The organism is Streptomyces cynarae, assembly GCF_025642135.1.
GTDB lineage: Bacteria > Actinomycetota > Actinomycetes > Streptomycetales > Streptomycetaceae > Streptomyces > Streptomyces cynarae.
In genome coordinates this window covers 6,074,570-6,100,013 of sequence record NZ_CP106793.1, presented here as the reverse complement: position 1 = coordinate 6,100,013, position 25,444 = coordinate 6,074,570, and the positions used below count along the sequence as shown (strand labels likewise).

23 protein-coding genes and 1 pseudogene are annotated in these 25,444 nt (G+C 70.8%); 7 read left to right on the top strand and 17 right to left on the bottom strand.

All coding sequences use genetic code 11. From position 1 onward, the window contains the following. Positions 1-35: 35 nt before the first annotated feature. Positions 36-620 (top strand): TetR/AcrR family transcriptional regulator, encoded by a 585-nt coding sequence (locus tag N8I84_RS27810; protein ID WP_263232217.1) that lies wholly within the window; start codon positions 36-38, stop codon positions 618-620. A gap of 16 nt (positions 621-636) precedes the next feature. On the opposite strand, the gene N8I84_RS27805 is transcribed toward N8I84_RS27810, so the two are convergent. The 5 genes from N8I84_RS27805 to N8I84_RS27785 form a co-directional block, all read right to left on the bottom strand. Then, a complete protein-coding gene (locus N8I84_RS27805) occupies positions 637-2,766 on the bottom strand; it encodes a putative bifunctional diguanylate cyclase/phosphodiesterase (protein WP_449334054.1) in 2,130 nt (709 codons plus the stop codon). Between the two features lie 427 nt (positions 2,767-3,193). Then, the gene (gene ligA, locus N8I84_RS27800; protein WP_263232216.1) at positions 3,194-5,389 is read right to left on the bottom strand and encodes an NAD-dependent DNA ligase LigA; all 2,196 of its coding nucleotides are present in this window, start codon (positions 5,387-5,389) and stop codon (positions 3,194-3,196) included. A 15-nt stretch (positions 5,390-5,404) separates the two neighbouring features. After that, positions 5,405-6,412: a methionine synthase gene (locus N8I84_RS27795; protein ID WP_263232215.1), complete on the bottom strand. Its 1,008-nt coding sequence runs from the start codon at positions 6,410-6,412 to the stop codon at positions 5,405-5,407. Positions 6,413-6,506: 94 nt separating this feature from the next. After that, entirely contained in the window at positions 6,507-7,205 is a 699-nt protein-coding gene (locus N8I84_RS27790; RefSeq protein ID WP_263232214.1) for an SDR family oxidoreductase, read from the bottom strand. Positions 7,206-7,220: 15 nt separating this feature from the next. Beyond that, a complete protein-coding gene (locus N8I84_RS27785) occupies positions 7,221-7,760 on the bottom strand; it encodes an LOG family protein (protein WP_263232213.1) in 540 nt (179 codons plus the stop codon). A 51-nt stretch (positions 7,761-7,811) separates the two neighbouring features. On the opposite strand from N8I84_RS27785, the gene N8I84_RS27780 reads away from it, so the two are divergent. Beyond that, positions 7,812-8,135, top strand: a complete 324-nt coding sequence (locus N8I84_RS27780) for a DUF427 domain-containing protein (RefSeq protein ID WP_263232212.1) — start codon at positions 7,812-7,814, stop codon at positions 8,133-8,135. 36 nt (positions 8,136-8,171) lie between these two features. Next, complete coding sequence (locus tag N8I84_RS27775; protein WP_263232211.1) at positions 8,172-8,954, top strand: alpha/beta fold hydrolase; 783 nt, start codon at positions 8,172-8,174, stop codon at positions 8,952-8,954. A 23-nt stretch (positions 8,955-8,977) separates the two neighbouring features. Here the strand turns inward: N8I84_RS27775 and mnmA are convergent, their stop codons facing one another. Beyond that, complete coding sequence (gene mnmA / locus N8I84_RS27770; protein ID WP_263232210.1) at positions 8,978-10,102, bottom strand: tRNA 2-thiouridine(34) synthase MnmA; 1,125 nt, start codon at positions 10,100-10,102, stop codon at positions 8,978-8,980. Between the two features lie 86 nt (positions 10,103-10,188). Between mnmA and N8I84_RS27765 the strand changes: the two genes are divergently transcribed. Beyond that, entirely contained in the window at positions 10,189-10,845 is a 657-nt protein-coding gene (locus tag N8I84_RS27765; protein ID WP_263232209.1) for an N-acetylmuramoyl-L-alanine amidase, read from the top strand. Positions 10,846-10,897: 52 nt separating this feature from the next. Here the strand turns inward: N8I84_RS27765 and N8I84_RS27760 are convergent, their stop codons facing one another. The 3 genes from N8I84_RS27760 to N8I84_RS27750 form a co-directional block, all read right to left on the bottom strand. Further along, positions 10,898-12,061: a cysteine desulfurase family protein gene (locus N8I84_RS27760; protein WP_263232208.1), complete on the bottom strand. Its 1,164-nt coding sequence runs from the start codon at positions 12,059-12,061 to the stop codon at positions 10,898-10,900. An 87-nt stretch (positions 12,062-12,148) separates the two neighbouring features. Continuing rightward, a complete protein-coding gene (locus tag N8I84_RS27755; protein ID WP_263232207.1) occupies positions 12,149-12,478 on the bottom strand; it encodes a DUF4190 domain-containing protein in 330 nt (109 codons plus the stop codon). 39 nt (positions 12,479-12,517) lie between these two features. After that, positions 12,518-12,685: a hypothetical protein gene (locus N8I84_RS27750; RefSeq protein WP_263232206.1), complete on the bottom strand. Its 168-nt coding sequence runs from the start codon at positions 12,683-12,685 to the stop codon at positions 12,518-12,520. Positions 12,686-12,819: 134 nt separating this feature from the next. Here N8I84_RS27750 and N8I84_RS27745 point away from each other — a divergent pair, with 134 nt between their 5' ends. Next, positions 12,820-13,446, top strand: a complete 627-nt coding sequence (locus N8I84_RS27745; RefSeq protein ID WP_263232205.1) for a TetR family transcriptional regulator — start codon at positions 12,820-12,822, stop codon at positions 13,444-13,446. A 205-nt stretch (positions 13,447-13,651) separates the two neighbouring features. Here the strand turns inward: N8I84_RS27745 and N8I84_RS27740 are convergent, their stop codons facing one another. After that, the gene (locus N8I84_RS27740; protein ID WP_263232204.1) at positions 13,652-14,617 is read right to left on the bottom strand and encodes a helix-turn-helix transcriptional regulator; all 966 of its coding nucleotides are present in this window, start codon (positions 14,615-14,617) and stop codon (positions 13,652-13,654) included. A 112-nt stretch (positions 14,618-14,729) separates the two neighbouring features. Between N8I84_RS27740 and N8I84_RS27735 the strand changes: the two genes are divergently transcribed. Next, complete coding sequence (locus tag N8I84_RS27735; RefSeq protein ID WP_263232203.1) at positions 14,730-15,359, top strand: TIGR03086 family metal-binding protein; 630 nt, start codon at positions 14,730-14,732, stop codon at positions 15,357-15,359. Between the two features lie 97 nt (positions 15,360-15,456). On the opposite strand, the gene N8I84_RS27730 is transcribed toward N8I84_RS27735, so the two are convergent. Then, positions 15,457-16,317, bottom strand: a complete 861-nt coding sequence (locus N8I84_RS27730; RefSeq protein ID WP_263232202.1) for a thioesterase family protein — start codon at positions 16,315-16,317, stop codon at positions 15,457-15,459. A gap of 221 nt (positions 16,318-16,538) precedes the next feature. Between N8I84_RS27730 and N8I84_RS42795 the strand changes: the two are divergent. Further along, positions 16,539-17,339 (top strand): annotated as a pseudogene (locus N8I84_RS42795) (alpha/beta hydrolase); the annotation flags it as partial. A 289-nt stretch (positions 17,340-17,628) separates the two neighbouring features. Here N8I84_RS42795 and N8I84_RS27720 read toward each other — a convergent pair. The 6 genes from N8I84_RS27720 to N8I84_RS27695 form a co-directional block, all read right to left on the bottom strand. Continuing rightward, a complete protein-coding gene (locus N8I84_RS27720; RefSeq protein WP_263234910.1) occupies positions 17,629-18,327 on the bottom strand; it encodes a trimeric intracellular cation channel family protein in 699 nt (232 codons plus the stop codon). A 68-nt stretch (positions 18,328-18,395) separates the two neighbouring features. After that, on the bottom strand, positions 18,396-19,796 hold the full coding sequence (locus tag N8I84_RS27715) for a M1 family metallopeptidase (protein WP_263232201.1): 1,401 nt from the start codon (positions 19,794-19,796) through the stop codon (positions 18,396-18,398). A 105-nt stretch (positions 19,797-19,901) separates the two neighbouring features. Beyond that, the gene (locus N8I84_RS27710) at positions 19,902-21,374 is read right to left on the bottom strand and encodes a dipeptide ABC transporter ATP-binding protein (RefSeq protein WP_263232200.1); all 1,473 of its coding nucleotides are present in this window, start codon (positions 21,372-21,374) and stop codon (positions 19,902-19,904) included. Positions 21,375-21,397: 23 nt separating this feature from the next. Next, positions 21,398-22,495 (bottom strand): ABC transporter ATP-binding protein, encoded by a 1,098-nt coding sequence (locus tag N8I84_RS27705; RefSeq protein ID WP_263232199.1) that lies wholly within the window; start codon positions 22,493-22,495, stop codon positions 21,398-21,400. Then, positions 22,492-23,490 carry an ABC transporter permease gene (locus tag N8I84_RS27700; RefSeq protein WP_103838005.1) on the bottom strand — a complete coding sequence of 333 codons (999 nt, stop codon included), beginning with the start codon at positions 23,488-23,490 and terminating at the stop codon, positions 22,492-22,494. The genes N8I84_RS27705 and N8I84_RS27700 overlap by 4 nt, the downstream gene beginning before the upstream one ends. Positions 23,491-23,600: 110 nt before the next feature. Then, a complete protein-coding gene (locus N8I84_RS27695) occupies positions 23,601-25,394 on the bottom strand; it encodes an ABC transporter substrate-binding protein (RefSeq protein ID WP_263232198.1) in 1,794 nt (597 codons plus the stop codon). Between the last annotated feature and the right edge of the window lie 50 nt (positions 25,395-25,444).

The window sequence follows — 25,444 nt, the reverse complement described above, 5'->3', positions numbered from 1 at the left end:
TCGGCAGATTGTCTAGCGTTGCTAGGCTTTTGAGCATGACGATCCAGACGCGCCGGGAGCGCGAACGAGCGGAACGCGAGCGGCTGATCGTGACGGCCGCGCGGGAACTGGCGGAGGCCGAGGGCTGGGACGCCGTCACCACCCGGCGGCTCGCCGCCGAGATCGAGTACAGCCAGCCCGTGCTGTACAGCCACTTCAAGGGCAAGGACGCCATCATGGCGGCGGTCGCGGTGCAGGGTTGCGCGGATCTGGCGGCCGAGCTGCGCGCGGCGCGTACGGCGGCCGAGGGCGCGCGCGGGGCGCTGGCAGCGGTGGGGAAGGCGTACACGGAGTTCGCGCAGCGGCGGCCCGCGCTCTACGACGCCATGTTCACCCACGTCGTGGACCTGCCGTTCGCAACACCGGAGGCGCCCGCGGCCCTGCAGGAGGCGTTCGGCGAACTGCTCCGGGCCGTGGAACCCGTGGCGCACGAGGGCGACGACCAGGGCCTGCTCGCGGAGACGTACTGGGCCGGGCTGCACGGCCTGGTCACGCTGATGCGCAGCGGACGCCTGCCGGACCGGGCCCATGAGCGTCGGCTCGCCCTGCTGATCGGGCACTTCGCCGCGGGAACGAGTTGATCACGCGGCTGTCGGGTCAGCCGAGCCGCCCCGGGTCGTCGGCGGTGGCCGCCGGCAGCGCGGCCCGGGGACGCTGCCACCCGCGCACTCCACGGGCCCGCAGCCACGCCGTCGTCTCCTCCGCGGGCATGGCCGCGGCGACCAGCCACCCCTGCACCGCGTCGCAGCCCAGGTCCCGCAGCCGCTCCCATGTCTCGTCGTCCTCGACGCCCTCGGCGACGACGAGCAGGCCCAGCGAATGTGCGAGGTCCACCGTGCAGCGCACGATCTCCGCGTCCTCCGCGTCCACCGCGAGCCGTGCCACGAACGACCGGTCGATCTTCAGCTCGCTCACCGGCAGCCGCCGCAGATGCACGAGCGACGAGTAGCCCGTACCGAAGTCGTCCAGCGACATCTTCACGCCGTGCCCGGCCAGCCCCGCCAGCGTGTCCGCGGCCCGCTGGGGGTCCTCCAGGAGCACGTGCTCCGTGATCTCCAACTGGAGCGCCCCCGCCGGGACCCCGTGCCGCGCCAGCCGCGCCGCGACCGACCCGGCGAACCCCGGCGTGTGGACGTCGCGCGGCGAGACGTTCACCGCGACCGGCACCGTGAGCCCCTGCGCCCGCCACCGCGCCACCTGCTCGAGCGCCGTCTCCAGCACATACTCCGTCAGGTGGGGCATCAGCCCGGACGACTCCGCGATCGCGATGAACTCGTCCGGCGGCACCTTCCCGCGCTCGGGATGCACCCACCGCACGAGCGCCTCCAGCCCGGCGACCTGCCCGTCGAAGCGCACCTTCGGCTGGTAGTGCAGCTGCACCTCGTGCGCGTCCAGCGCGCGCCGCAGATCCCCGAGCAAGCCGAGCCGGTCGGGAGTGTTCGAGTCCCGCTTGGACTCGTACACCTCCACCCCGGTGCGGTCCCGCTTCGCCTGGTACATCGCCACGTCCGCCCGCCGCAGCAGCCCCTCGGCGTCCAGCGCGTGGTCGGGGAAGACGGCGACCCCCGCGCTGGCCTCCAGGACGAGCGTGAGCCCGTCCAGGTCGAGCGGCGAGCTGAGCGCTGCGACCAGGTTGCGGGCCGCCCTCGACGCGGACGTCGTGGAGTCCGCGACCGGCAGTAAGACCGCGAACTCGTCGCCGCCGAGCCGCGCGGCCTCGGCCCCGCGCGGCAGCGCCAGCCGCAGCCGCTCCGCTATCTGCAGCAGCAGTCGGTCGCCCGCGAGATGACCGAGCGTGTCGTTCACGGACCGGAAGCGGTCGAGGTCGATCAGCATCAGGGCGGCCCGGGCCCCGATGCGCTCGGCGTCGTCGAGGGCTGTCCAGGTGCGCTCCAGCAGCCACTGGCGGTTGGGCAGGCCCGTCAGCCCGTCGCGCAGCTGCTCCTCGGCGCGGGCACGGGCTATCCACAGGGTGGAGTCCAGGGCGATGAGCGGGATGGAGAACAGCGGCAGCAGCACCGGCACCGCGACGGCGACGACACAGACCAGCGGGGCGATGCCGAGCAGCGCGACGGCGACGAGTCCGTGCCGGACCAGGGCGGTGCGGGCGACGGTGGGCAGGCCGCCGGTGCGCGGCGCGTGCAGGTACCACAGCAGCAGCCGGGTCACGGCGAGGTACGCGGCGGCGACGAGGACGACCTGGGGGGCGGCGTAGAGGGTCCAGGTGTTCGGGTCCCAGGGCGTCTCGACGGTCGGGACGCGCCCGAAGGCGGCCAGTACGAGGGCTCCGGCGCCGATGCCGAGGAGGTCGACCGCGCCGTGCAGTATGCCCTGCCGCCAGCGGCCCAGCCGGGCCGCGCCGACCAGGACGACGACGGTGAGGCTGACCATCACGGCGGGCACCCAGCCGTACAGCAGCAGGACGGCGAGGGTGAGGGCGGCGCCCGAGCCCGTGCCGCCCCACCAGCGGGAGCGGCCCAGCATGACCAGGTGGCCGACGATGATGCCGGTGAGCAGGGCCAGGGACCAGCCGACGGCGCCGGACGGGAACAGCGCGTGGTTTTCGCCGAACGCGCGGTAGAAGCCGGCCCCGAGGACGAATCCGGCGGCCGCGACGACCACCGCGGGCAGCGCGGGCCACGAGATGTGCCGTTCCCCGTCGTGGCCGGGCAGCCCGGAGGAACTGCCGTCGGCGAGCGCGCCGGTGCCGGGCGGCAGGGCCGGCAGCGAGGTCGTGCCCGGGGTGCTCCCCGCCGGGACTCCGGCGACGGGGCCGGGGGCGCCCCGGCAGGGCCCGTGGAACGGCACACGGGCCGCCCGTACCGGCGTGTCCCGACGGCCGCACGATCCGGCGCCCCGCCCGCCAGGCGCCGGACACCCGGCGCAGGCGCAGCCGTGAGTCCGGGGCGGCGCTCTTGGTCGGTTCCATTCCCGTCCCTCTCACAGCCGGTGCCCTCGTCACGCGGCCCGATTGCCCGACGAACCGTCAACGGCACCGCGACTGAAAACCCACCACGCGTCCGGGCACGGCAGGCGCACAGCTCAACAGTAGGCCGCAGAAGGCTTTCACGGGCAGCGGTCGTCGACGGTTGCCCGAATGCGACCCGGCCACCCGTATGCATCTGGTATGCGCCGAACGGGTGACCTTCAACCGCTACTCCCCGGTCGGAAGCGCGACTTCCGCAGCTGCTTCCGGCCCTCGTTCCAACAGGACGGCGAAACCGTCCTCATCCAGCACGGGGACCTTCAGCTGCATGGCCTTGTCGTACTTCGACCCAGGATTCTCCCCCACCACGACGAAGGACGTCTTCTTGGAGACAGAACCGGTCACTTTGGCGCCACGACTCTGCAGCGCCTCCTTGGCGCCGTCCCGGGTGTACTGCCCGAGCGTTCCGGTGACGACCACCGTGAGCCCCTCCAGCGGACGCGGTCCCTCGTCCTCGCCGGAGCCCTCCTCCTCCATACGGACGCCCGCAGCCTTCCACTTGCGGATGATGTCGCGGTGCCAGTCCTCGGTGAACCACTGCTTGAGGGAGGCGGCGATGATGGGCCCGACCCCGTCGGTGGCCGCCAGCTCCTCTTCGCTCGCCTGGTCGATCCGTTCGATCGACCGGAACTCGCGGGCCAGCGCCTCCGCCGCGACCGGGCCGACGTGACGGATCGACAGGCCGGTGAGGACGCGGGCGAGCGGACGCTCCTTGGCGGCCGCGATGTTCTCCAGCATCGCGAGCGCGTTCTTCTTCGGCTCGCCCTGCTGGTTGGCGAAGACCGTGACGATCTTCTCCTCGCCGGTCTTCGGGTCGCGCTTGGGCAGGCCGCTGTCCTGGTCGAGGACGTACGCCTTGATGGGCAGCAGCTGTTCGACGGTGAGGTCGAACAGGTCACCCTCGTCCTTCAGCGGTGGCTCGGAAGGCTCCAAGGGCTGGGTGAGGGCGGCGGCGGCGACGTATCCGAAGTGTTCGATGTCCAGCGCCTTGCGGCCCGCCAGGTAGAAGAGACGCTCGCGCAACTGAGCGGGACAGGAACGCGCGTTCGGGCAACGTAGATCGACGTCGCCCTCCTTCATGGGCCGAAGCGGTGTGCCGCACTCGGGGCACTCGGACGGCATCACGAACTCCCGCTCGGTGCCGTCACGCAGGTCGACGACCGGGCCGAGGATCTCCGGGATGACGTCACCGGCCTTGCGCAGCACCACCGTGTCGCCGATGAGCACGCCCTTGGCCTTGACCACGTCCTGGTTGTGCAGGGTGGCGAACTCGACCTCCGAGCCGGCCACCGTGACCGGCTCGACTTGCGCGTACGGCGTGACCCGGCCCGTACGGCCCACGCCCACGCGGATGTTGATGAGCTTGGTGTTGACCTCCTCCGGCGCGTACTTGTACGCGATCGCCCAGCGCGGGGCACGCGAGGTGGAGCCGAGGCGGCCCTGGAGCGGGATCTCGTCGAGCTTGACGACGACTCCGTCGATCTCGTGCTCCACGGAGTGGCGGTTCTCCCCGAAGTAGGCGATGAACTGCCGTACGCCGTCGAGGTCGCCGACCACCTTGTTGTGCCGGGCGGTGGGCAGGCCCCAGGACTTCAGCAGGTCGTACGCCTCGGAGAGGCGCGTGAGGCCGTCCTTGAAGCCCTTCAGGGCGCCGATGCCGTGGACCACCATGTGCAGCGGGCGGGTGGCCGTGATGCGCGGGTCCTTCTGGCGCAGGGAACCGGCCGCCGCGTTGCGCGGGTTGGTGAAGGGTTTGTCGCCGCCCCCCACCAGTCGGGCGTTGAGTTCCTCGAACTTCTCCATCGGGAAGTAGACCTCGCCGCGGATCTCCACGAGGTCGGGGACGTGGTCGCCCTTGAGGCGGTCCGGGATCTCCGCGATCGTACGGACGTTCGGAGTGATGTCCTCGCCGGTTCGGCCGTCGCCACGAGTGGCGGCGCGCGTGAGGCGGCCCTGCTCATAAGTGAGGTTGACCGCGAGGCCGTCGACCTTCAACTCGCACAGGAAGTGGTACGCGGAGGTGCCGACCTCCTTGGCGACGCGGTCGGCCCAGGCGGCGAGCTCCTCGTCGTCGAACGCGTTGTCCAGGGAGAGCATGCGTTCGCGGTGCTGGACGGCCGTGAACTCCGTCGCGTACGCCCCCGCGACCTTCTGGGTGGGCGAGTCGGGGGTGCGCAGCTCCGGGTACTGGTCCTCTAGCGCTTCGAGGGAGCGCAGGAGCCGGTCGAACTCCGCGTCGCTGATGACGGGAGCGTCCTTCACGTAGTACCGGAAGCGGTGCTCCTCGATCTGCTCGGCGAGCTGCGCGTGCTGCTCCCGGGCCTCGGCGGGCACCGTCGTCTCCGCTTGCTTGTCGCCGGCCACCGTGTTGTCCTCCCGTTACTCTGGGTTGTCCGCGAGGGATCTCGCCGCCCGGACGCAGTGGGCGAGCGCCTTGCGCGCGTAGTCCGGGGAGGCGCCCGCGAGCCCGCACGTCGGCGTGACCGTGACCGCGTCCGCGAGAAGCCCCGGATTCAGCCCCAGCCTGCGCCACAGCGTCCTGACACCCATGACGCTACCGGCAGGGTCTGACAATGGGCCGTCGGTGGACGGCACGACCCCGGCGAACAGCCGTGTACCCCCTTCGACGGCTTCCCCGATCGCCTCGTCGTCACGCTCGGTGAGCAGGGAGAAGTCGAAGGAGACGGCGGCGGCACCGGCCCTGCGCAGGAGCGCCAACGGAACGTCCGGGGCGCAGGAGTGCACCACGACCGGGCCGTCCGCGTGCACGCCGACCACATCGCGCAGCGTGGCCTCGACGATCTGCCGGTCGACGGCGCGGTGGGTGCGGTAGCCGCTCGCGGTCTTCACCCGGCCGCGCAGGACGGCGGTGAGGGACGGCTCGTCGAGCTGGAGGACGAGCCGGGCGCCGGGGACGCGCCTGTTCACCTCGTCGAGGTGGAGTCGCAGGCCCTCGGCGAGCGAGCCGGCGAGGTCGCGGCAGGCGCCCGGGTCGGACAGGGCGGCCTCGCCGTTCTTCAGCTCCAGCGCGGCGGCGAGCGTCCACGGGCCCACCGCCTGCACCTTCAGCGGCCCCTCGCAGTCCTGGGTGAACTCCTCCAGCGCGTCGAGGTCCTCGCCGAGCCAGGAGCGGGCCCGCCGGGTGTCCCGGCCCGGCCGGTCCCCGATCCGCCAGCCACTCGGCTCCACGCGCGCGTACAGGTCGACGAGCATCCCCGCGGTCCGCCCGATCATGTCCGCGCCGGGCCCCCGCGCGGGCAACTCGGCCAGAAACGGAAAGTCCTCGAAGCTCCCGGTGACGGTCTTGGCCGCCTCCCGGGCGTCCCCACCGGGCATGGAACCTACGCCGGTGGCGGCACCGAACGTGAACTGGCTGTTCTCACTCACCCCGGCAGCGTAGGCCCTCCGGGCCGGACCGGACTCGGGGCCCTCCGCCGGCGGGCACCCGGTGGCAAAGCCCCGCCCGGGGGCTGCGCGCCCACTACCGCCCCGGTCGCACGGTGAGGTCGTTGACCTCCGCGTCCCCCGGCAGATCTAGGCACATCAAGACCGTCGTCGCCACCGACTCGGGATCGATCCACCGGGACGGGTCGTACTGCTTGCCCTCCTGCTGGTGCACCTTCGCCTGCATCGGGCTCGCCGTGCGGCCGGGGTAGACCGAGGTGACCCGGACGCCGTTCGCATGCTCCTCCTCGCGCAGGGAGTCCGCGAGGGCCTTCAGGCCGTGCTTGGAGGCCGCGTACGCGGACCATTCCGCGTGGGCGTTCAGGCCGGCCCCGGAGTTCACGAACACGACGTGGCCGCGTGCGGCCCGCAGCTGCGGCAGAAAGAGGCGGGTCAGCTCGGCGGGTGCGATCAGGTTGACGTTCAGCTGGTGGTGCCAGGACTTCGGGGTCAGCTCGCCCACCCGGCCCAGGTCGACCACGCCCGCGATGTGCAGCAGGGAGTCCACCCGGTCCGGCGGGCTCTGGTGCGAGAGGGCCCAGGACAGCCTGTCGGGCTCCGCGAGGTCGCCCACCAGCGTCCGCGCCCCGGGGAACTCCGCCGCCAGCTCCTTCGCCCGGCCCGCGTCGCGCGCGTGCAGCACGAGCTCGTCCCCGCGCGCGTGCAGGCGGCGGGCGACGGCCGCGCCGATGCCGGAGCCCGCACCGGTGATCACATGAGTAGCCATGTCCGCCATGCTCGCACCACCGCGTCACTGGATCCCCAGCGACTCCTCCAGGTACGCCAGCGCCCCCACCGGCTCCTCGGCGAAGAACACCAGGTCCGCGAGGGGCCTGGGCAGGAAACCCTCGTCCTCCATGCGCCGGAACTGCTCCTTCAGGCCGTCGTAGAAGCCCGCGGTGTTCAGCAGGACCACCGGCTTGTCGGTGTGTCCGTGCTTCTTCAGCTCCAGGATCTCGGTCGCCTCGTCCAGCGTCCCCGTGCCACCCACCATGATCACGACCGCGTCGGCCTTCTCCAGGAGCAGCTTCTTGCGTTCGGCGAGGTCCCTGGCGACCACCATTTCGTCGACGCCCGCCCTCGCCTTGTGCGAGAGGAACTCGACGGACACTCCCACCAGTCGCCCGCCGGCCTCGTGCACCCCGTCCGCGACCACCTTCATCAGCCCGACGTCGGAACCGCCCCACACAAGGGTGTGCCCGCCCTTGCCGACCAGTTCGGCGAACTCGCGGGCGGGCCGCGTATAGGTCTCGGAGAGGTCGGCGGCGGAGAGGAAGACGCAGATGTTCATGCCGACCACCGTACGCGGGAAGAACCGGGTCCCCGCGAGCGCTTTTCAGGTATGGCCGAAGGACACACGATCACCATCGAGCAGGGCGACCGGCACGTGCGCGTGGTGCACGGCGGACAGATCCTGGCGGACAGCGACCGCGCCCTGGTACTGCGCGAGACCGGCTGTCCCGTCCGGTACTACATCCCCGCCGAGGACGTCCGGAGGGACCTCCTCACACCCTCGGACACCCACACGGTCTGCCCCTTCAAGGGGACGGCGTCGTACTGGTCCCTGCCGGACGCGCCGGACCTCGTCTGGACGTATCCGGACCCCAAGCCGGACGTCGCCCGGATCAAGGACCACCTCTGCTTCTACGAAGTGGAGGTGTCTTGACCGATTAGCGCCGTGGTCTGCGGCAGTCTCACAGTCATGGACAAGCAGACCATCTCGCGCGACGGCACCCCCATCGCCTACGAACGCACCGGTGAGGGCCCGGCGGTCGTCCTCGTGAGCGGTGCGATGTCCACGGGCGCCACTGTGGCGCCCCTGGCCGCGCGCCTCTCGGACCGCTTCAGCGTCATCGTGTACGACCGCCGGGGCCGCGGCGCGAGCGGCGACACCGCGCCGTACGCCGTAGACCGCGAGGTCGAGGACCTGGCGGCGCTCATCGAGGCCGCGGGCGGCGAGGCGTCGCTCTACGGCATCTCGTCGGGCGGCGCGCTCGTGCTGCGGGCGGCTGCGAGCGGGCTGCCCGTTCGTCACGTCGCCGTGTACGAGGTGCCGTTCGCCGACTACGGGGAGGGCGGCGCCGAGGAGCGCGCGGAGTACACCCGGAATCTGACCGAGGCGCTCGCGGCCGGGCGGCGCGGGGACGCGGTGGAGCTGTTCCTGAGGCTCACCGGCCTGGCCGAGGCGGTGATCGCGACCGCCCGCCAGTCCCCCATGTGGGCGGACATGGAGGCGATCGCACACACGCTCGCCTACGACGACGCGGTGATGGGCGACGGGCTGGTGCCCCGGGAGCGGCTGGCCTCGCTCACGGTCCCGGCCCTGGCCGTCGCGGGCGATGCGAGCCCTCCGTGGCTGCGCAGGGCGGCCGAGGCGATCGCCCGGGCGGCGCCCCGAGGCACACACCGCACGCTGCCGGGCCAGACCCACATGGTGGATCCCGAGGTGCTGGCACCGGTGCTGGCGGAGTTCTTGGACCGGTAGCCCCGGGGGCCGGGGGCCGTGGGCTACGCGACCGCGGTGGTCGCCCGCGTCGTCGACGCGATCGTCGCGGAGCCCACCACGCGCGTGCCGTCGTACAGGACGATGGCCTGGCCGGGGGCCACACCGCGGACCGGCTCGGTGAAGCGGACCCTCAGTTCACCGTCGACGAGTTCCGCGGTCACCTCGGTCTCGCCGCCGTGGGCGCGGAGCTGGGCCGTGTAGGTGCCGGGGCCGGCCGGGGCCGTTCCGCACCAGCGGGGCTTGATGGCGGTGAGGGCGGAGACGTCCAGGGCGGACGCCGGGCCGACGGTGACCGTGTTCGTCACCGGGGAGATGTCCAGGACGTAGCGCGGCTTGCCGTCCGGGGCCGGGGTGCCGATCCTGAGGCCCTTGCGCTGGCCGATCGTGAAGCCGTACGCGCCGTCGTGCGTGCCCAGCCTGGCGCCGGACTCGTCGACGATGGCGCCCTCGGCCTTGCCGAGCCGGCGGGCGAGGAAGCCCTGGGTGTCGCCGTCGGCGATGAAGCAGATGTCGTGCGAGTCGGGCTTCTTGGCGACCGCGAGGCCGCGGCGCTCGGCCTCCGCGCGGATCTCGTCCTTGGTGGTGACCGTGTCGCCGAGCGGGAACAAGGCGTGCGCGAGCTGCTTGTCGTCGAGAACGCCGAGCACGTACGACTGGTCCTTCGCCATGTCGGAGGCGCGGTGCAGCTCGCGGGAGCCGTCGGGCAGCGTCACGATCTTCGCGTAGTGGCCGGTGCAGACGGCGTCGAAGCCCAGCGCCAGCGCCTTGTCGAGCAGCGCCGCGAACTTGATCTTCTCGTTGCAGCGCAGGCAGGGGTTCGGGGTGCGTCCGGCCTCGTACTCGGCGACGAAGTCCTCGACCACGTCCTCGCGGAACCTGTCGGCGAGGTCCCAGACATAGAACGGGATGCCGATGACGTCCGCGGCGCGGCGGGCGTCGCGCGAGTCCTCGATGGTGCAACAGCCGCGCGCGCCCGTGCGGAACGACTGCGGGTTCGCGGACAGCGCGAGGTGGACGCCGGTCACGTCGTGGCCCGCCTCGGCGGCGCGGGCGGCGGCGACGGCGGAGTCGACCCCGCCGGACATGGCGGCGAGGACGCGGAGGGGGCGCTGCGGGGTGTCAGTCATAGCCCTTCAAGGGTACGGGGCCGTGGGAACCGCTGTCGGCGAGTATCCGTTGACGATCACAGCGGGGATCACAGGGGGGATCACACATGAAGGACAGGGACGGCGATCGGCGGCTCGGGCGGCGGGCGCTGGTCCTCGGCGGTGCGGCGGCCGCCGTGGGCACGGCCGTACTGGCGCGGCAGGAGCTGGCGCATGTGTGGTGGCGGCTCCCCGGCGTCGAGAAGCCGCGGGTTAAGGGCGCGGTCGACTTCCCCGGTGCGCGGTGGCTGGCCGCGTCGCCGGCGAACCTGCGGCGCGCGGACCGGCCGGACGACTACGGCATAGACCGGGTGATCGTCCATGTCACCCAGGGCGGCTACAGCAGCGCGGTGAAGGCGTTCCAGGACCCCGGGCACGGTGCGGCGGCCCACTACATCGTGCGCCGGGACGGCCGGGTCACGCAGATGATCCGCGAGCTGGACGTGGCGTTCCACGCGGGCAACCGGGAGTACAACGAGCGCAGCGTCGGCATCGAGCACGAGGGGTTCGTGGAGCGGGCGTCGTCCTTCACCGACGCGATGTACGCGGCGTCGGCGCGGCTCACGGCCGCGGTCTGCGGGCGGTACGGGATACCCGTCGACCGTGAGCACATCATCGGGCACGCCCAGGTGCCGGGCACGGACCACACGGATCCGGGACCCCACTGGGACTGGGAGCGGTACATGCGGCTCGCACGACGGGAACGGGCGGCGCGGACCCGGTAGGGCCCGGAGGCCCGGTAGGGCCCGGAGGCCCGGTAGGGCCCGGAGGCCGGTGTCAGGTCAGCCCCGCCGTGCGCGCGCGCTCCACCGCGGGGCCGATCGCCTTCGCGACCGCCTCCACGTCCGCCTCCGTGGACGTGTGGCCCAGGGAGAAGCGCAGGGTGCCGCGGGCGAGGTCCGGGTCGGCGCCGGTGGCGAGCAGGACATGGCTCGGCTGGGCCACCCCCGCCGTACAGGCGGAGCCCGTGGAGCACTCGATGCCCTGGGCGTCCAGCAGCAGGAGCAGGGAGTCGCCCTCGCAACCGGGGAACGTGAAGTGGGCGTTGGCCGGGAGCCGGTCCACCGGGTCGCCGCCCAGGATCGCGTCCGGGACCGCCTTGCGGACCTCCTCGATCAGGTCGTCGCGCAGGGCGCCGATCTCGCGGGCGAACCACTCGCGTTGCTCGGCGGCGAGCCGCCCGGCGACCGCGAAGGACGCGATGGCGGGCACGTCCAGGGTGCCGGAGCGCACATGGCGTTCCTGGCCGCCGCCGTGCAGCACCGGGACGGGGTTGTACTGGCGGCCGAGGACCAGCGCGCCGATGCCGTACGGGCCGCCGATCTTGTGGCCGGAGACCGTCATCGCTGCGAGGCCCGAGGCCTCGAAGTCGACGGGGACCTGGCCGAAGGCCTGGACGGCGTCCGCGTGCAGCGGGACGCCGAACTCGGCTGCGGTCTCGGCCAGTTCGCGGACCGGCATGACGGTGCCGATCTCGTTGTTGGCCCACATCACGGTGGCGAGGGCGACGTCGTCGGGATCGCGGGCGATGGCCTCGCGCAGGGCCTCGGGATGGACGCGGCCGTAGGAGTCGACCGGCAGGTACTCGACGGTGGCGCCCTCGTGTTCGCCGAGCCAGTGGACGGCGTCCAGGACGGCGTGGTGTTCCACGGGGCTCGCGAGGACCCGGGTGCGGGCCGGGTCGGCGGCGCGGCGCGCCCAGAACAGGCCCTTCACGGCGAGGTTGTCGGCCTCGGTGCCGCCGGAGGTGAAGACCACCTCACTGGGGCGGGCGCCGAGGGCCTCTGCGAGGGTTTCGCGGGCCTCTTCGACGGTTCGCCTGGCGCGGCGGCCCGATGCGTGCAGCGAGGAGGCGTTGCCCGTGATGCCGAGGTGCGCGGTCAGGGCCTCTGCCGCCTCGGGGAGCATCGGGGTGGTCGCGGCGTGGTCGAGGTATGCCATGGTGACGCCAATTCTAGGCCCCACCCGTTTGGTGGCCGGTGTGGCCGGGCCTCGGCGCAGCCGCACCCGGCGTCGTGGCGGCGGCGGTCAGAAGCTCCAGGACACCGTGTGGTCCAGCTGCATGAACGTCACCAGGAGCACCAGGTCCGCCACGCCCAGGCCGAGGCCCAGCAGGGCGCGGCCCCGGCGGGTCGTGCCGCGCCACAGGGCCACCGCGGCCAGGGCGATGGCGATCGGGCCCAGCACCACGTTCAGGACCAGCAGGCCGATCAGGCCGAGGATGAAGGACGCGACGGCCATGCCGTTCGCGTCGCGCACGCCGGTGCGGCCGGCCGGGGCGGCGGTCTCCTTGCCGCGTGTGGCGGCGTCCTGGCCGCGTGCGGTGGTGTCCTTGGTTCGTACGGCGGTGAGTTGCATGACAGTCAGCTCCCGAGAGTCGAAGGACGTGCGGCGGTCTTAGTGCGCCGACGTGTGCCGGCGGCGCCCGTGCCGCTCGCGGAGCGCGAAGACCACGAGCCATACGGCGATGACGGCCGCGGCGACGAGGGTGAAGGAGAGCGGGGCGTGGGCCACGGTGCCCAGGACGGTGCCCAGCAGCAGGAGCGCGGCGACGAGGAACAGCATGGGACGAGATCCCCCTCCGGGATGCCTCTCGTGACATTTCGGTGAACGGTTGTTGTTACAGTTGTTCACTGACTTCCCAGTCTAGCGCGTCCCATGGCTTTCCAATTACAGAGAACAGTTGTTAACTGCATGGCATGAGTCACACCCTCGGCATCCGGCAGGCCCAGAAGCAGAAGACCCGGCAGGCGCTGCTGGACGCGGCGCTCGGCCTGCTGGAGGAGCAGAGCCTGAGCAGCCTGGGGCTGCGCGAGGTCACCCGTGCGGTCGGCGTCGCACCGACCGCCTTCTACCGGCATTTCCGGTCGACCGCGGATCTCGGCGTGGAGCTGGTCGAGGAGGCCCTCGGCAGCCTCCACCCGATGATCGAGTCCACGGTCTCCGCGACCGGTGACAGCGACGAACGCATCGAGCGCGCCGTCGGGCTGATCGCCCGTCATGTGGACGCGTACCCCGCACACGTACGGTTCATCGCCCGAGAACGGCACGGTGGCGTCCAGCCGGTGCGGGAGGCGATACGCCGGCAACTCGCCCGGTTCGCCGAGGAGGTGAAGGTCGCGCTGGCCGAACACCCGGAGTCCGCCGGATGGAGCGAGGAGGACCTGCTGATGCTCGCCGGTCTGTACGTCGACCAGATGCTGGTGACCGCTTCCCAGTTCCTGGAGGCCATGGAGGGCGCCGCCGAGGACCGGGACCGGGTGGCCCGGCTCGCCGTCCAGCGGATGCGGCTGATCAGCATCGGCCGCCACCACTGGAAGGAGTGACGGTCCGCGGATCAGCCCCGGGCCTGCCGCCCCTGTCCGCCCGGCTGTCCGCCGGGGCCGCCGCAGCCGCCCTGACCGCCGCCGGACCCGCCGCCCGAACCGCCGGCCCCCTCGGGGCTTGACCCAGGCCGTCCTGTGACGTGGCTGTGCGGCGGGCGAAAGGGGCGCCAAGTCACCTCGCCGACCTGCGCGTTCGTCCCGGGGCTCAGTCCTCGCGCCGGTACAGTTCCGTGACGGAGGCCGCCGCCCGCAGCAGTTCCTCGCAGGCCTCGGGCGGTGCCAGGACCTCCAACCGGTCGGCGAACATCAGCAGTTGGCGCACCTCGCGGACGAACCCGTACGACAGCCGGGCGGTCGCCCAGGGACTCTCGCCGTCGTCCTCCGGCAGGGCGACGAGCGCGGAGGCGGTCAGCCGCTGGAACATGTCCAGGATGTCGCGGCGCACCCGGACCGTCACCTCGAAGCCGCCCGGCCGCTCCTCGACCTGCCGGCGCAGCACCTCCCACACGTCGGCGAGTTCGACACCGGGGCGCCGCCGCACCGGGTCCGGCAGCAGGGTCGCCGAGCGCACCCGGTCCGCGCGGAACAACCGGGGGGTACCGCGGCGGTCGGCGACCAGGTACCAGACACCGGCCTTGGAGACGAGCCCGTACGGGTCCACGGTGTACGTGCGCGGGGTCGTCGCCCCGCTGTGCCGGTAGTGCAGCCTGAGGCGGCGGTCGGCGAACACCGCGTCCTGGAGGGAGTCCAGGTCGACGGCGGACTGCGGCCCTCCCTTCCAGCGCGTGGCGTCGACCAGGATGCGGCGGCTGGTGGCCTCGGCGGCCGGGCGGTGCGGGGCGGGCAGCGCCGCCATCACCTTGCGCAGCGCGGAGCCGAGGGCGGCGTCGAGGCCGAGCGCGGCGTGCGCGCCCTGGGCGGCGAGGATGAACAGGGCGCGGGACTCGTCGGCGGTCAGGCCCGTGACGTCCGTACGGAATCCGGCGAGCAGTTCGATGCCGCCGTGCCGTCCGCGCTCCGCGTACACCGGGACACCGGAGGCGGAGAGGGCCTCGATGTCGCGGTAGATGGTGCGCACCGACACCTCCAGCCGCTCGGCGAGTTCGTGGGCGGGGACGCGGCCGCGGGTCTGGAGCAGCAGGAGGATCGACAGCAGGCGGTCGGACTTCACCGGCACAGGATCGCGGGCGCGGGTACGGCCGCGCAAATGTTGACGGAATCTGTCAGGTTATGGCGCGAGTCTCCGGTCATCCCTCGCGGACCCGAACAGAACGGAGAGGACCATGACCATCGAGACCGCCATGGCGAACGGCACCGCCACGACCACCGACACCATGACCGACCCCCGCCCCGTGTACGCCCGCGCCGCCGAGCAGGCCGCCGCACTGATCGAGACCGTACGGCCGGGGCAGCTCGCGGGTCCGACGCCGTGTACGGAGCTCGACGTACGGACGCTGCTGTCGCACATCGTCGGTGGCACCCTGCGGATCGCCCAGGTCGGCGCGGGCGGCGACGGTATGGCCGTGCATCCCTTCGTGGACGGCGTTCCGGACGACGGCTGGGCGGCCGCGTACGACGAGGCCAGGTCGGCGGTGCGGCGGGGCTGGGCGGACGACGGCCGGCTGGAGGCGGCGGTGCGCGTGCCGTGGGGAGAGGCGCCGGGGCGCAATGCGCTGGCCGGGTATGTCATGGAGTGCGTGGCCCACACCTGGGATCTCTGGCAGGCCCTGGGGCGGCCCGGTGACCTGGACCCGGAACTGGCGGAGTTCGCGCTCGCGGTGGGCCGCCTCGTCCTGCCGGATGCGGAGCGGGGCGACGACCTGCCGTTCGCGTCGGCGGTTCCGGCCCCCGAGGGGGCCGACGCCTACGCGCGCCTGGCGGCGTGGCTGGGCCGCCGGCCGCTGGACGGCTAGGACCGGGCCGCGGTGGGGCAGGTGCGGCCGGTGCGGCGGGGATGGGGTTTTCGCTCCGCCGCCCTTGCCCCTGCGGCAGCCGGTCCAGGTGTTCGGGTCAGGGCAGTTTGACGCGGGCCAGTTGGCGGGACTGGGCGACCAGGCGGTCGTCGGCGTCCCAGACCTCCGCGTCCTCCTCCAGGAAGCCGCCGGCGAGGTTGCGGGTGGTGATCGAGACGCGCAGGGGGCCCGGAGCCGGGCGGGAGCGTACGTGCACGGTCAGTTCGATCGTCGGCACCCAGCCGGAGATTCCCAGCTCGAAGGCGGTGGGCGGCAGTGCGTCCACCGCGAGCAGCAGGGACAGGGGGTCGGCGTCCCGGCCGTCGGCGAGGCCGAACCAGGCACGCATCTCACCCTTCCCCGAGGGGGCGCCGAGCGCCCAGCCCAGGGTCGCGGGGTCCAGCTTGAGCATCAGCCGGTCGGTGATGGCAGAGCTGCCGGGGACCGGCGCCGGAGCGTCCTGCGGGCCGAAGCACTGGTCCAGGGGCGGCATCGCGGGCGGCCGCGCGCTCGTACGGACGTCGTCGGGGAGGGAGTCCAGGTCGCCGTAGGAGGCGAGGACGCGTATGCGCTCCACCTCGTGACCCTCCTCGTCGAACTGGAAGAGGGACGCCTGGCCCGTGGAGAGGGTGCGGCCGGTGCGCACCACGTCCGTGCGCACGACGGCCGGGCCCGGCTGGGAGGCCGTCAGGTAGTGCGCCGAGACGGTGAAGGGGTCCGGGTGCGGCAGGGCGTCCGCGAGGGCGCGGCCCAGGACGGCCAGCAGATAGCCGCCGTTGACGGCGTTGATGATCGTCCAGCCGGCGGAGAGGTCGATGTCGTAGACGCCGGGTTCCCGTCGGGTGACCGCGGTGTCGCGGTCGAACTCGCTGTCGCCGATCGTGGCCCGCGCGGCCGGTGCGGTAGCTGCTTCTGGCATGCCAGAACCGTACAACAAGAAATTACTAAGCAGTAGCTTTGAGGGACGGTCGAGTGAGTGACGTCGCGTCGGACCTCTGCGCGACTTTCGGCCATTCTCCGGTGAGGTTTTGGCAATTTCCCGGTAAGTGTCCCCACACGTCCGTGACCGACGGGCCGCCGGCTCCCTCTCAGAAGATGTACAGCCCGTTCCGCCCGTTCACAGGAAGAGCCGCATAGCCGATGAGCCTGACCGGGACGCCGTTCCTCATCACGTCGATCGTCCTCTTGGCGGTCGCCCTCATCCTGCCTCTGCTCCTGTGGTCGCGGCTGCGGGGCCCGATGGTGCTGCGCCAGGCCGTCCGCGTGCTCATGCTCGTGTTCGCCCAGGCGACGGCGGTCACCCTCGTCTTCGTCCTGGTGAACAACGCCAACAGCCTCTACGACAACTGGTCCGACCTGTTCGGCACCGGCAACCACGTGCAGCAGGCCGCCGACCTCGGCCAGGACGGCACCGGCGGCATCCAGATCAAGGCCCTGCCCAAGGTCAAACAGACGTTCACCCCGGCCGACGGCCCGGGCATGCGCGCGGCCGGCGGGGTGGAGGTCACCCAGCTCAAGGGCCGGGTCTCCGGCGTCGACGCCGAGGTCTACGTGTGGCTGCCGCCGCAGTACAACGACCCCGCCTACAAGGACAAGAAGTTCCCGGTGGTGGAGCTGCTGTCCGGCTACCCGGGCTCGGCCAAGGCCTGGTTCGGCTCGCTGAAGGTGCACGAGCAGCTGCTGCCGCTGATGCAGAGCGGGCAGGTGGAGCCGTTCATCCTGGTGTCGCCGCGCACCAACCTCATCGCCAAGGTCGACACCGGCTGCGCGAACATCCCGGGCGTCGTGAACGCCGACTCCTGGCTCAGCGTCGACGTGCCCAAGATGATCACGGACAACTTCCGCGCCCAGGCCGCCCCGAACGGATGGGCGACCGCCGGGTACTCCGCGGGGGCGCACTGCGCCGCGAAGCTCGCGGTCGCGCACCCCGACCGCTACCGGGCCGCGATCAGCCTGTCCGGCTACAACGACCCGATCGGCGAGCGCAACTCGCTGGCCGCGCGGAGCGTCGAGCTGCGCCGGCAGAACAACCCGTACTTCATCCTGAAGGGCTACCGCACCCCGCCCCGGATCTCGCTGTACCTCTCGGGCCAGATGGGCGACGGCTACCAGGCGGCCGCCGCGCTGCAGGCGATCGCGAAGCCGCCGACGGTGGTACGCGCGGTGCTGATCCCGCACAGCGCGGGCGGCCACAGCATGGCCCTGTGGCGGCCGCAGATCCCGACGGTGTTCACCTGGCTGAGCCAGCAGATGACCGGCCAGGCCACGGGGAGTCTTCCTCAGCCACATTGGACCGCCGGTTCCAGGCGCGCGGAGCTCGCCAGTGGTACTTCATCGCCATCAGGCGTAGTACGAAAGCGGTGACGACAGCGAGCCCCGAGGTGAGCGGGGTCAGCGTGTCGAAGCGTATGCAGAGCGCGACCATGGTGGCCCCGACGATCGCCGGGACCGCGTAGAGGTCGCGGTCCCAGCGCAGCAGCGAGGGCACCTCGTTGGCGAGGACGTCGCGCAGGACACCGCCGCCCACGGCCGTCGCGAGGCCGAGGGCGGCGGACGCGGTCAGGCCGAGCCCGTAGGCGTACGCCTTCGTCGTCCCCGCGACGCAGAACAGCCCGAGGCCGGCCGCGTCGAAGACGTTGACGGCGACCTGGATGCGCTCCACCTGGGGATGGAGGAAGACCACCAGGAGGGCGGCGAGCAGCGGGGTCAGGAAGTACCCCAGATCCGTGAACGCGGCCGGCGGCACGGCGCCGATGACCACGTCCCGGAACAGCCCTCCGCCCAGCGCGGTGACCTCGGCGAGCACGGCGATGCCGAACACGTCGAAGTTCTTGCGGACGGCCAGCAGGGCGCCGGAGATCGCGAAGACGAAGATGCCGACGAGATCCAGCGTGTGCTGGACGGAGGGACTGAACAATTGCTGGAGCACCCTTACATTCTCACCCATCCAGCAGGGTGCACCTTACAAAGCAAGGGGAACTCCGGATTGCGCCGAAGTTACAGCGCCGGCTTGCCCGTGGTGAAGATCCACTTCTGGAACAGGTCGTCGAGCTGCTGCCCGGAGATCCTCTCCGCGAGCCGGATGAAGTCGCCGGTGTTCGCGTTGCCGTAGCGGTGGAGCCTGGTCCAGGCGGGCAACAGCTCGAAGAACGCCGTGTCGCCGATGCGCTCGCGCAGCGCCTGGAGCGTCATCGCCCCGCGCTGGTAGACCGCCGAGGCGAACATGGTGTCGCGCTGCGGGTCGGCCACCTTGATCTGCCAGAACGCGTTGTCGGCGGGGCGGGCGTCGTACGCCGCGACGAAGGAGTCGTGCGCCGAGCGGGTGCCCTTGTGCTCGGCCCACAGCCACTGGGCGTAGGTCGCGAAGCCCTCGTTGAGCCAGATGTCCTTCCAGTGCGCCACCGAGACCGAGTCGCCGAACCACTGGTGGGCCAGCTCGTGCACGATCGTCGTCTCGTTGCGGACGGCCGAGTACGCGGGCTTCGACTGGACCTCCAGGGAGAAGCCGGCCTCGGGCATGTCGTCGACGATGGCGCCGGTCTCCTCGAAGGGATACGGGCCGAAGACCTTCGACCAGTAGTCGGTGGCCTCGGCGGTGACGGCGTACACGTCGACGCTGTTGCTGTTCTTCAGGACGGGGTCGATGGCCACGTAGATCGGGATCCCGGACGGCGTCTTCCCGGTCCGCACGTCGAACTTTCCGATGGTCGCCGTCGCCAGGTAGGTGGCCATCGGCTTGGACTCCCGCCAGTGGGTGACGGTCTGGTCCCCCTTGTCGTACGTCGATATGAGCCGTCCGTTGGAGACCGCGGTCAGGCCCTTGGGCGCCCTGATGCGGATGTCGTAGGTGGCCTTGTCGGAGGGGTGGTCGCTGGACGGGAACCAGGTGGAGGCGGCGTTGGGCTCGCAGGCGACGAAGACGCCGTCGGCGGTCTTCATCCACCCGTACTTGGAGCCGAAGACGATCGGGCCGCCGAGGGGCTGCGGCATGCCGCCGTAGGTGACGGTGACGGTGAAGTCCCGGCCCCCGGGCAGAACGCCGCGCGGGGTGATGCGGATCTCGTCGCCCTGGCGCGTGAAGCGGGCGGGTCTGCCGTTCACCTCGACCTTCGTGACCTGAAGCTGCTGCAGGTCCAGGTCGAAGGAGGTGAGGCTCTGGGTGGCACGGGCCGTGATCGTCGTACGGCCGTCGAGACGGCCGGTGTCCGGGGCGTACGCCACGTCGAGGTCGTAGTGGCGGGCGTCGAAGCCGCCGTTGCCGAGTTGCGGGAAGTAGGCGTCGCCGATGCCGTCGGAGCCCGGGGCCGGGGCGGAGGACGCCGCGACGGCGAGGAAGGAGGCCGCCGCCGTGACCAGAACACCTAAGCGCCCCGAACGTGCCGAACGGGAGAGTGCCATGGAGTCATCCCTTCGAGCGTGCGCCGATCAGTCGATCGGACGGTCACGCCAGACTCTGCACTCTCCCGTTCGGTCATGTGCATGACTTTGCCAAGTTGTCATGCCTTACTTGTCGGTTGACTCCTGACGGTCCGCTGCCGCGGGCTTGTCGGGAGCGGGCTCCTTCGAGGGCGCCTCGCCGTCGGGTTCGTCCGAGGGCGCCTCTTCGGCAGGCTCCTCGGAGTCCGACTCGCCGGAGGGCTCGCCCGAGGGCGTCTCTTCGGCGGTAACCTCCGCGGACTCCTCTCCCGCGGATGCGGGGGTCTCCTCCGCGGAGGGTGCTTCCGCGTCCTCGGAGTCCTCGGAGTCCTCGGAGTGGTCGGATGCCTCGGAGGGCTCCTCCGTCGCATCCGGTGCACCGGAGGCCTCGGCCTCGGCTTCGGCTTCGACCTCCGCGGCCACCGCCGCCGACGTCTCCGCGGACTCCGCCAGCACCTCGTCGGCGACCAGCTTCGCCGCCTCCTTGGCGTCGGAGAGCAGCACCGTGTCCTGCGGAGCCTGGTCCTCGAAGTTCTCCGGGTGGTGGCAGGCCACCCGCTGCCCCGGCTTCAGCTCCACCAGCTGCGGCTCGGTGGTCCGGCAGATCTCCGTCGCCTTCCAGCACCGGGTGTGGAAACGGCAACCGCTCGGCGGCGAGATCGGCGAGGGGACGTCGCCCTTGAGCAGGATGCGCTCGCTCTTGGCGTTCTTCCGCTTCGGGTCCGGGATCGGCACCGCCGACATCAGCGCCTTGGTGTACGGATGCATCGGCGCCCTGTACAGCGAGTCGCGGTCGGCCAGCTCGACGATCTTGCCGAGGTACATCACCGCGATCCGGTCCGAGACGTGCCGGACGACCGACAGGTCGTGCGCGATGATCACATACGTCAGGCCCAGCTCCTGCTGGAGGTCGTCGAGCAGGTTGACGACCTGCGCCTGGATCGACACGTCCAGCGCGGACACCGGCTCGTCGGCCACGACCAGCTTCGGGTTGAGCGCGAGCGCCCGGGCGATGCCGATGCGCTGGCGCTGACCGCCGGAGAACTCGTGCGGATAGCGGTTGTAGTGCTCGGGGTTGAGACCCACGACCGACAGCAGCCGCTGCACTTCCTTCTTGATGCCGCCCTCGGGCGTGACGCCCTGGAGCCGGAAGGGCGCGCCGACGATGGTGCCGATGGTGTGGCGCGGGTTCAGCGACGAGTACGGGTCCTGGAAGATCATCTGCACATCGCGGCGCAGCGGGCGCATCCCGCTCACGCCGAGGTGCGTGATGTCCTTGCCCTCGAACTCGACGGTGCCCTCGGTCGGCTCCAGCAGCCGGGTGATCAGCCGGCCCATGGTGGACTTGCCGCATCCGGACTCGCCGACGACGCCGAGGGTTTCACCGGCCTTGACCTCGAAGTCGAGGCCGTCGACCGCGCGCACGGCGCCGACCTGCCGCTGGAGCAGGCCCTTGCGGATGGGGAAGTGCTTCTTGAGGCCGGTCACCTTCAGCAGGGTCTCGCCGGGTGCGGCGTCCTTGGTGAGGGTGGCACCGTCACTCTGCGCAGGAATCGTCACTGCCGCGTCCTTGGAGTTCTCGCTCACAGCTTCGGCGCAATCTCTTCGGTCCAGATACGCTCCCGCTGCTCCTGCGACATGTGGCAGGCGGCCCAGTGCCGGCCGTCGACCTCGGTCAGCTCGGGCCGGACGGTGCGGGTGACGTTGTCCTTCGGGACGTCGGCGTACGGGCAGCGGGGGTTGAAGGCGCAGCCGGACGGGACGTTGATCAGGGAGGGCGGTGAGCCCTTGACCGGAATGAGGCGCTCCTGCTGCTCGCGGTCCAGGCGCGGCATCGAGCCGAGCAGGCCCCAGGTGTAGGGGTGGCGGGGCTCGTAGAACACCTTCTCGGCCGGCCCGCGTTCCACACAGCGGCCGCCGTACATCACCAGGATGTCGTCGGCCAGTTCGGCGACGACGCCCAGGTCGTGGGTGATGATGACGACGGCGGAGCCGAACTCCTTCTGCAGATCGCGCATGAGGTCGAGGATCTGCGCCTGGACGGTCACGTCCAGGGCGGTGGTCGGCTCGTCCGCGATGAGCAGTTCGGGGTTGTTGACCAGCGACATCGCGATCATCGCGCGCTGGCGCATACCGCCGGAGAACTCGTGCGGGTAGTTGTCGACACGCTTGTCGGGCTGCGGGATGCCCACCCGGTCGAGCATCTCGATCGCCCGCTTGCGGGCGGTCTTCTTGTCGACGTCGTGGTGGATCCGGTACGCCTCCACGATCTGCTGGCCGATCGTGTAGTACGGGTGCAGCGCGGACAGCGGGTCCTGGAAGATCATCGCCATCTCGCGACCGCGCATCTTGCGCACCTGGTCGGGGTCGGCGGACAGCAGCTCGGTGCCGTTCAGCCAGATCTCGCCGGAGATCTGCGCCTTGCGCTTGCCGTACTGGCCCGTGGTGTGCAGGCCCATGATGCCGAGCGAGGTGACGGACTTGCCGGAGCCCGACTCGCCCACGATGCCGAGGGTCTTGCCCTTCTCCAGCTGGAAGCTGAGGCCGTCGACGGACTTCACCAGGCCGTCGTCGGTCGGGAAGTGCACCTTGAGGTCGCGCACCTCCAGGAAGGCGGTCGGCGCGGGCGAGGAACTCGTGGGTTCGCTCACGGCTGCTCCGGTCTTGCTGAGTTCGCTCATGAGAGCCTCACTCGGGGGTCGATCACGGCGTACAGAACGTCCACCACGAGGTTGGCGATGAGCACCGCGAGGGAAGTGATCAGGGTGACGCCCAGGATGATGGGCAGGTCCTGGTTCCTGATGGCGTCGAGCACGGCACGACCGAGGCCCGGCAGGTTGAACGTGGACTCGGTCAGGATGGCGCCGCCGATGAGCGCGCCGAGGTCCATGCCGAGCATGGTCAGGATGGGCGTCATCGTCGAGCGCATGGCGTGCTTCCCGATGACCGTCTGTTCGCGCAGGCCCTTTGCGCGGGCGGTGCGGATGTAGTCCTCGCCGAGGATCTCCAGCATGGTGGCGCGGGTGATCCGGGCGTACATCGCCGCGTACAGGAACGCGAGGGTGATCCACGGCAGGATCATGCCGCCGAACCAGCCGCCGACGCTCTGGTCGAGGGGCACGTACTGGGCGTCGATCCACTTCAGGCCGAAGGCGAAGATCGCCAGGCTGAGCAGGCCGGTGAAGTAGATGGGGAGGGACACACCCGCCAGGGCGACGACCATCGCGCCGCGGTCCCAGATGCTGCCCCGCTTGAGCGCGGAGAGCACACCCGCCGCGATGCCGAAGATCAGCCACAGCACTGCGGCACCGAGCGCGAGACCCAGGGTCACCGGGAAGCGGTCTGTCAGCACCGGCCAGACGGCCTGTTCACTGCGGAAGGAGTAGCCGAAGCACGGTGCGGCGCAGTGGGTGACGTCACCGCCGGCCGCGTACGTGCGGCCCGCGAAGATGCCCTTGAAGAACTCCCAGACCTGGACGTAGATCGGGTCGCCGAGGCCCAGCTTCTCGCGCACCGCCTCCACGGCGGCCGGGTCGGCCTGCTTGCCCACGAAACTCGCGGCGATGTCGACGCCCGCCCACTTGGGGACGAGGAAGAAGATGCCGAAGACCACCATGACGATGACCACAAGCATCACTGCGGCGGCGAAGAGCCGCCTGATGAGGTAAGCGAGCACAGCTAACGGCCCGCCGCGGACCGCGGGCCACCGGAGGTTGTCCGGTGGCCCGCGGTCACGCCGCGCCGGCCTTCACCTGCCTTTCGTGCCGTACGGCGGGTGTGCCGGGTTTACTTCGCGGACTTCAGGCCCAGGTTGACGAAGTCGTACTGACCGCTGTACGCGTCGGTCGTGTACACGTTCGCCAGCCGGTTCGAACGCCAGTTGATGAACTTCTCGAAGACGAAGGGCAGGTAGTAGCCGCCCTCCATGACCTTGTGGTTGATCTGCGTGGCGATCTCGGTCTTCTTCGCGTCGTCGAGCGTGTTCACGTACTGGTCGAACAGGCCGTCGATCGTCTTGTCCTTGATCAGGGCGTAGTTGTTGTTGCCGCTCTGCAGGATGTACTTGCTGTCCCACAGCGGCAGACCGAAGCCCTGGACGGTCGGGAAGTCCGGGCCCCAGCCCATGACGATGATGCCGTAGCCCTTCTTCTTCACGTTGTCGGGGCTACCGATGATGCCGGTGGTCTGCGAACCGTCGTACTGGTCGATCTGGGCGTTGATGCCGATCTTCTTCAGCGACGCCTGCAGGGACTGGGCGGTGGCCACCTCGACCGGCTTGTTGTTGCGGACGGCGATGGTGGTGCTGAAGCCGTTGGGCTGGCCGCAGGCCTTCAGCTCTTCCTTGGCCTTGGCGGCGTTGCCGTTCTTGTTGGCACCGGCGAGCTCGTACGGGTCGTACTTCTGGCCTTCGGCGCCCGGGACGGACGGCGGCAGCATGTTGGTGCCGATGTCACCACCGGCGACGGGGCCACCGCGGGCGGTCTGCAGGGAGACGTGGTCGGCGCCGTAGATGACGGCCTTGCGGCAGTGCTCGTTGTCGAACGGCTTCACGCTCTGCGGGAAGACCGCGTAACGGATGTAGCCCGAGACCGGGTTGTCCAGGTTGGCCTTGTGCTCCTTCAGGGCGGTGGTACGCCCCTGGGGCGACATGCCGGTCTGGTTGATGTCCAGATCGATGTCACCGTTGAGCAGACGCTGGTCCAGCTGGTTGGCGTCGGAGAAGAACTGGACGGTGATCTTGTCCGGGTACGCCTTGCGGATCGGGTCCGAGGACTGCTTCCAGTTGGTGTTGCGGACCAGAGTGAGGTCCTTGCCCGGGTTGTACGACTGGAACTTGTACGGGCCCGAGGAGAACGGGTGCAGCGCGTACTTGGACTTGGTGTCCTTGTCCTGGCGGACCGGGGACGCCGAGGTCAGCGCGAGCACTTCCTCGAAGTCGGCGTTCGCCTTGGGCAGGTGGAAGACGATCGTCTTGTCGTCGGGCGTGTCGATCGCCTTCAGACCGAGGTGGTCCGCGGACGTGTCCTTGTACGGGCCCTGGTACTTGCCGTCCGGGTCCAGGAAGTCCTTCAGGTAGGTCGGGCCGCCGGACAGCACGTCCTGCGCCCACACGCGCTCGATGCCGTACTTGACGTCCTTGGAGGTGATCGGCTTGCCGTCCTCCCAGGTGATCCCGTCACGCAGCGTGTACGTGTACGTCTTGCCGTTGTCGGAGACCTTGGCGAGCCCGGTGGCGAGGTCCGGGGTCAGCTTGGCGCCTTCCTTACCGGGCTCCGTCTTGTTCGTGACGAGCTGGCGGCTGTAGTAGCGCATGAAGTTCCAGGCGAAGCCGTAGTAGCCGCGCGTGGTGTCCCACGAGTCGGCGTCCTGGGCCCCACCGAACTTCAGCGTGCCGCCCTTCTTGGCCAGGGAGGCCTGGGCGACCTTGTTGTTCGCCGCGTCGAAGCCGGCCGCACCGTTCTTCGAACCGCTGTTGTCGTCGTTGCCGCCGCCGCACGCCGCCGTGGTCAGCAGCGCGGCGACCACGGCGGCAGCGGCCATGGCCTGCTTGCGCCGCCCTGAGGTGCGTTGGGTAGTCACGATCTCGGATCCTCCGGATTTGATGAGAGACCCCGTGCAGGTGCCACGGG

Coding starts and splice junctions, on each gene's coding strand:
- N8I84_RS27790 (WP_263232214.1), bottom strand. CDS start 7,205: ATGGCGGACATGGCTACTCATGTGATCACCGGTGCGGGCTCCGGCATC.
- N8I84_RS27765 (WP_263232209.1), top strand. CDS start 10,189: ATGAAGGACAGGGACGGCGATCGGCGGCTCGGGCGGCGGGCGCTGGTC.
- mnmA (WP_263232210.1), bottom strand. CDS start 10,102: ATGACTGACACCCCGCAGCGCCCCCTCCGCGTCCTCGCCGCCATGTCC.
- N8I84_RS27735 (WP_263232203.1), top strand. CDS start 14,730: ATGACCATCGAGACCGCCATGGCGAACGGCACCGCCACGACCACCGAC.
- N8I84_RS27755 (WP_263232207.1), bottom strand. CDS start 12,478: ATGCAACTCACCGCCGTACGAACCAAGGACACCACCGCACGCGGCCAG.
- N8I84_RS27745 (WP_263232205.1), top strand. CDS start 12,820: ATGAGTCACACCCTCGGCATCCGGCAGGCCCAGAAGCAGAAGACCCGG.
- N8I84_RS27760 (WP_263232208.1), bottom strand. CDS start 12,061: ATGGCATACCTCGACCACGCCGCGACCACCCCGATGCTCCCCGAGGCG.
- N8I84_RS27750 (WP_263232206.1), bottom strand. CDS start 12,685: ATGCTGTTCCTCGTCGCCGCGCTCCTGCTGCTGGGCACCGTCCTGGGC.
- N8I84_RS27785 (WP_263232213.1), bottom strand. CDS start 7,760: ATGAACATCTGCGTCTTCCTCTCCGCCGCCGACCTCTCCGAGACCTAT.
- N8I84_RS27715 (WP_263232201.1), bottom strand. CDS start 19,796: ATGGCACTCTCCCGTTCGGCACGTTCGGGGCGCTTAGGTGTTCTGGTC.
- N8I84_RS27810 (WP_263232217.1), top strand. CDS start 36: ATGACGATCCAGACGCGCCGGGAGCGCGAACGAGCGGAACGCGAGCGG.
- N8I84_RS27780 (WP_263232212.1), top strand. CDS start 7,812: ATGGCCGAAGGACACACGATCACCATCGAGCAGGGCGACCGGCACGTG.
- N8I84_RS27705 (WP_263232199.1), bottom strand. CDS start 22,495: ATGAGCGAACTCAGCAAGACCGGAGCAGCCGTGAGCGAACCCACGAGT.
- N8I84_RS27775 (WP_263232211.1), top strand. CDS start 8,172: ATGGACAAGCAGACCATCTCGCGCGACGGCACCCCCATCGCCTACGAA.
- N8I84_RS27730 (WP_263232202.1), bottom strand. CDS start 16,317: ATGCCAGAAGCAGCTACCGCACCGGCCGCGCGGGCCACGATCGGCGAC.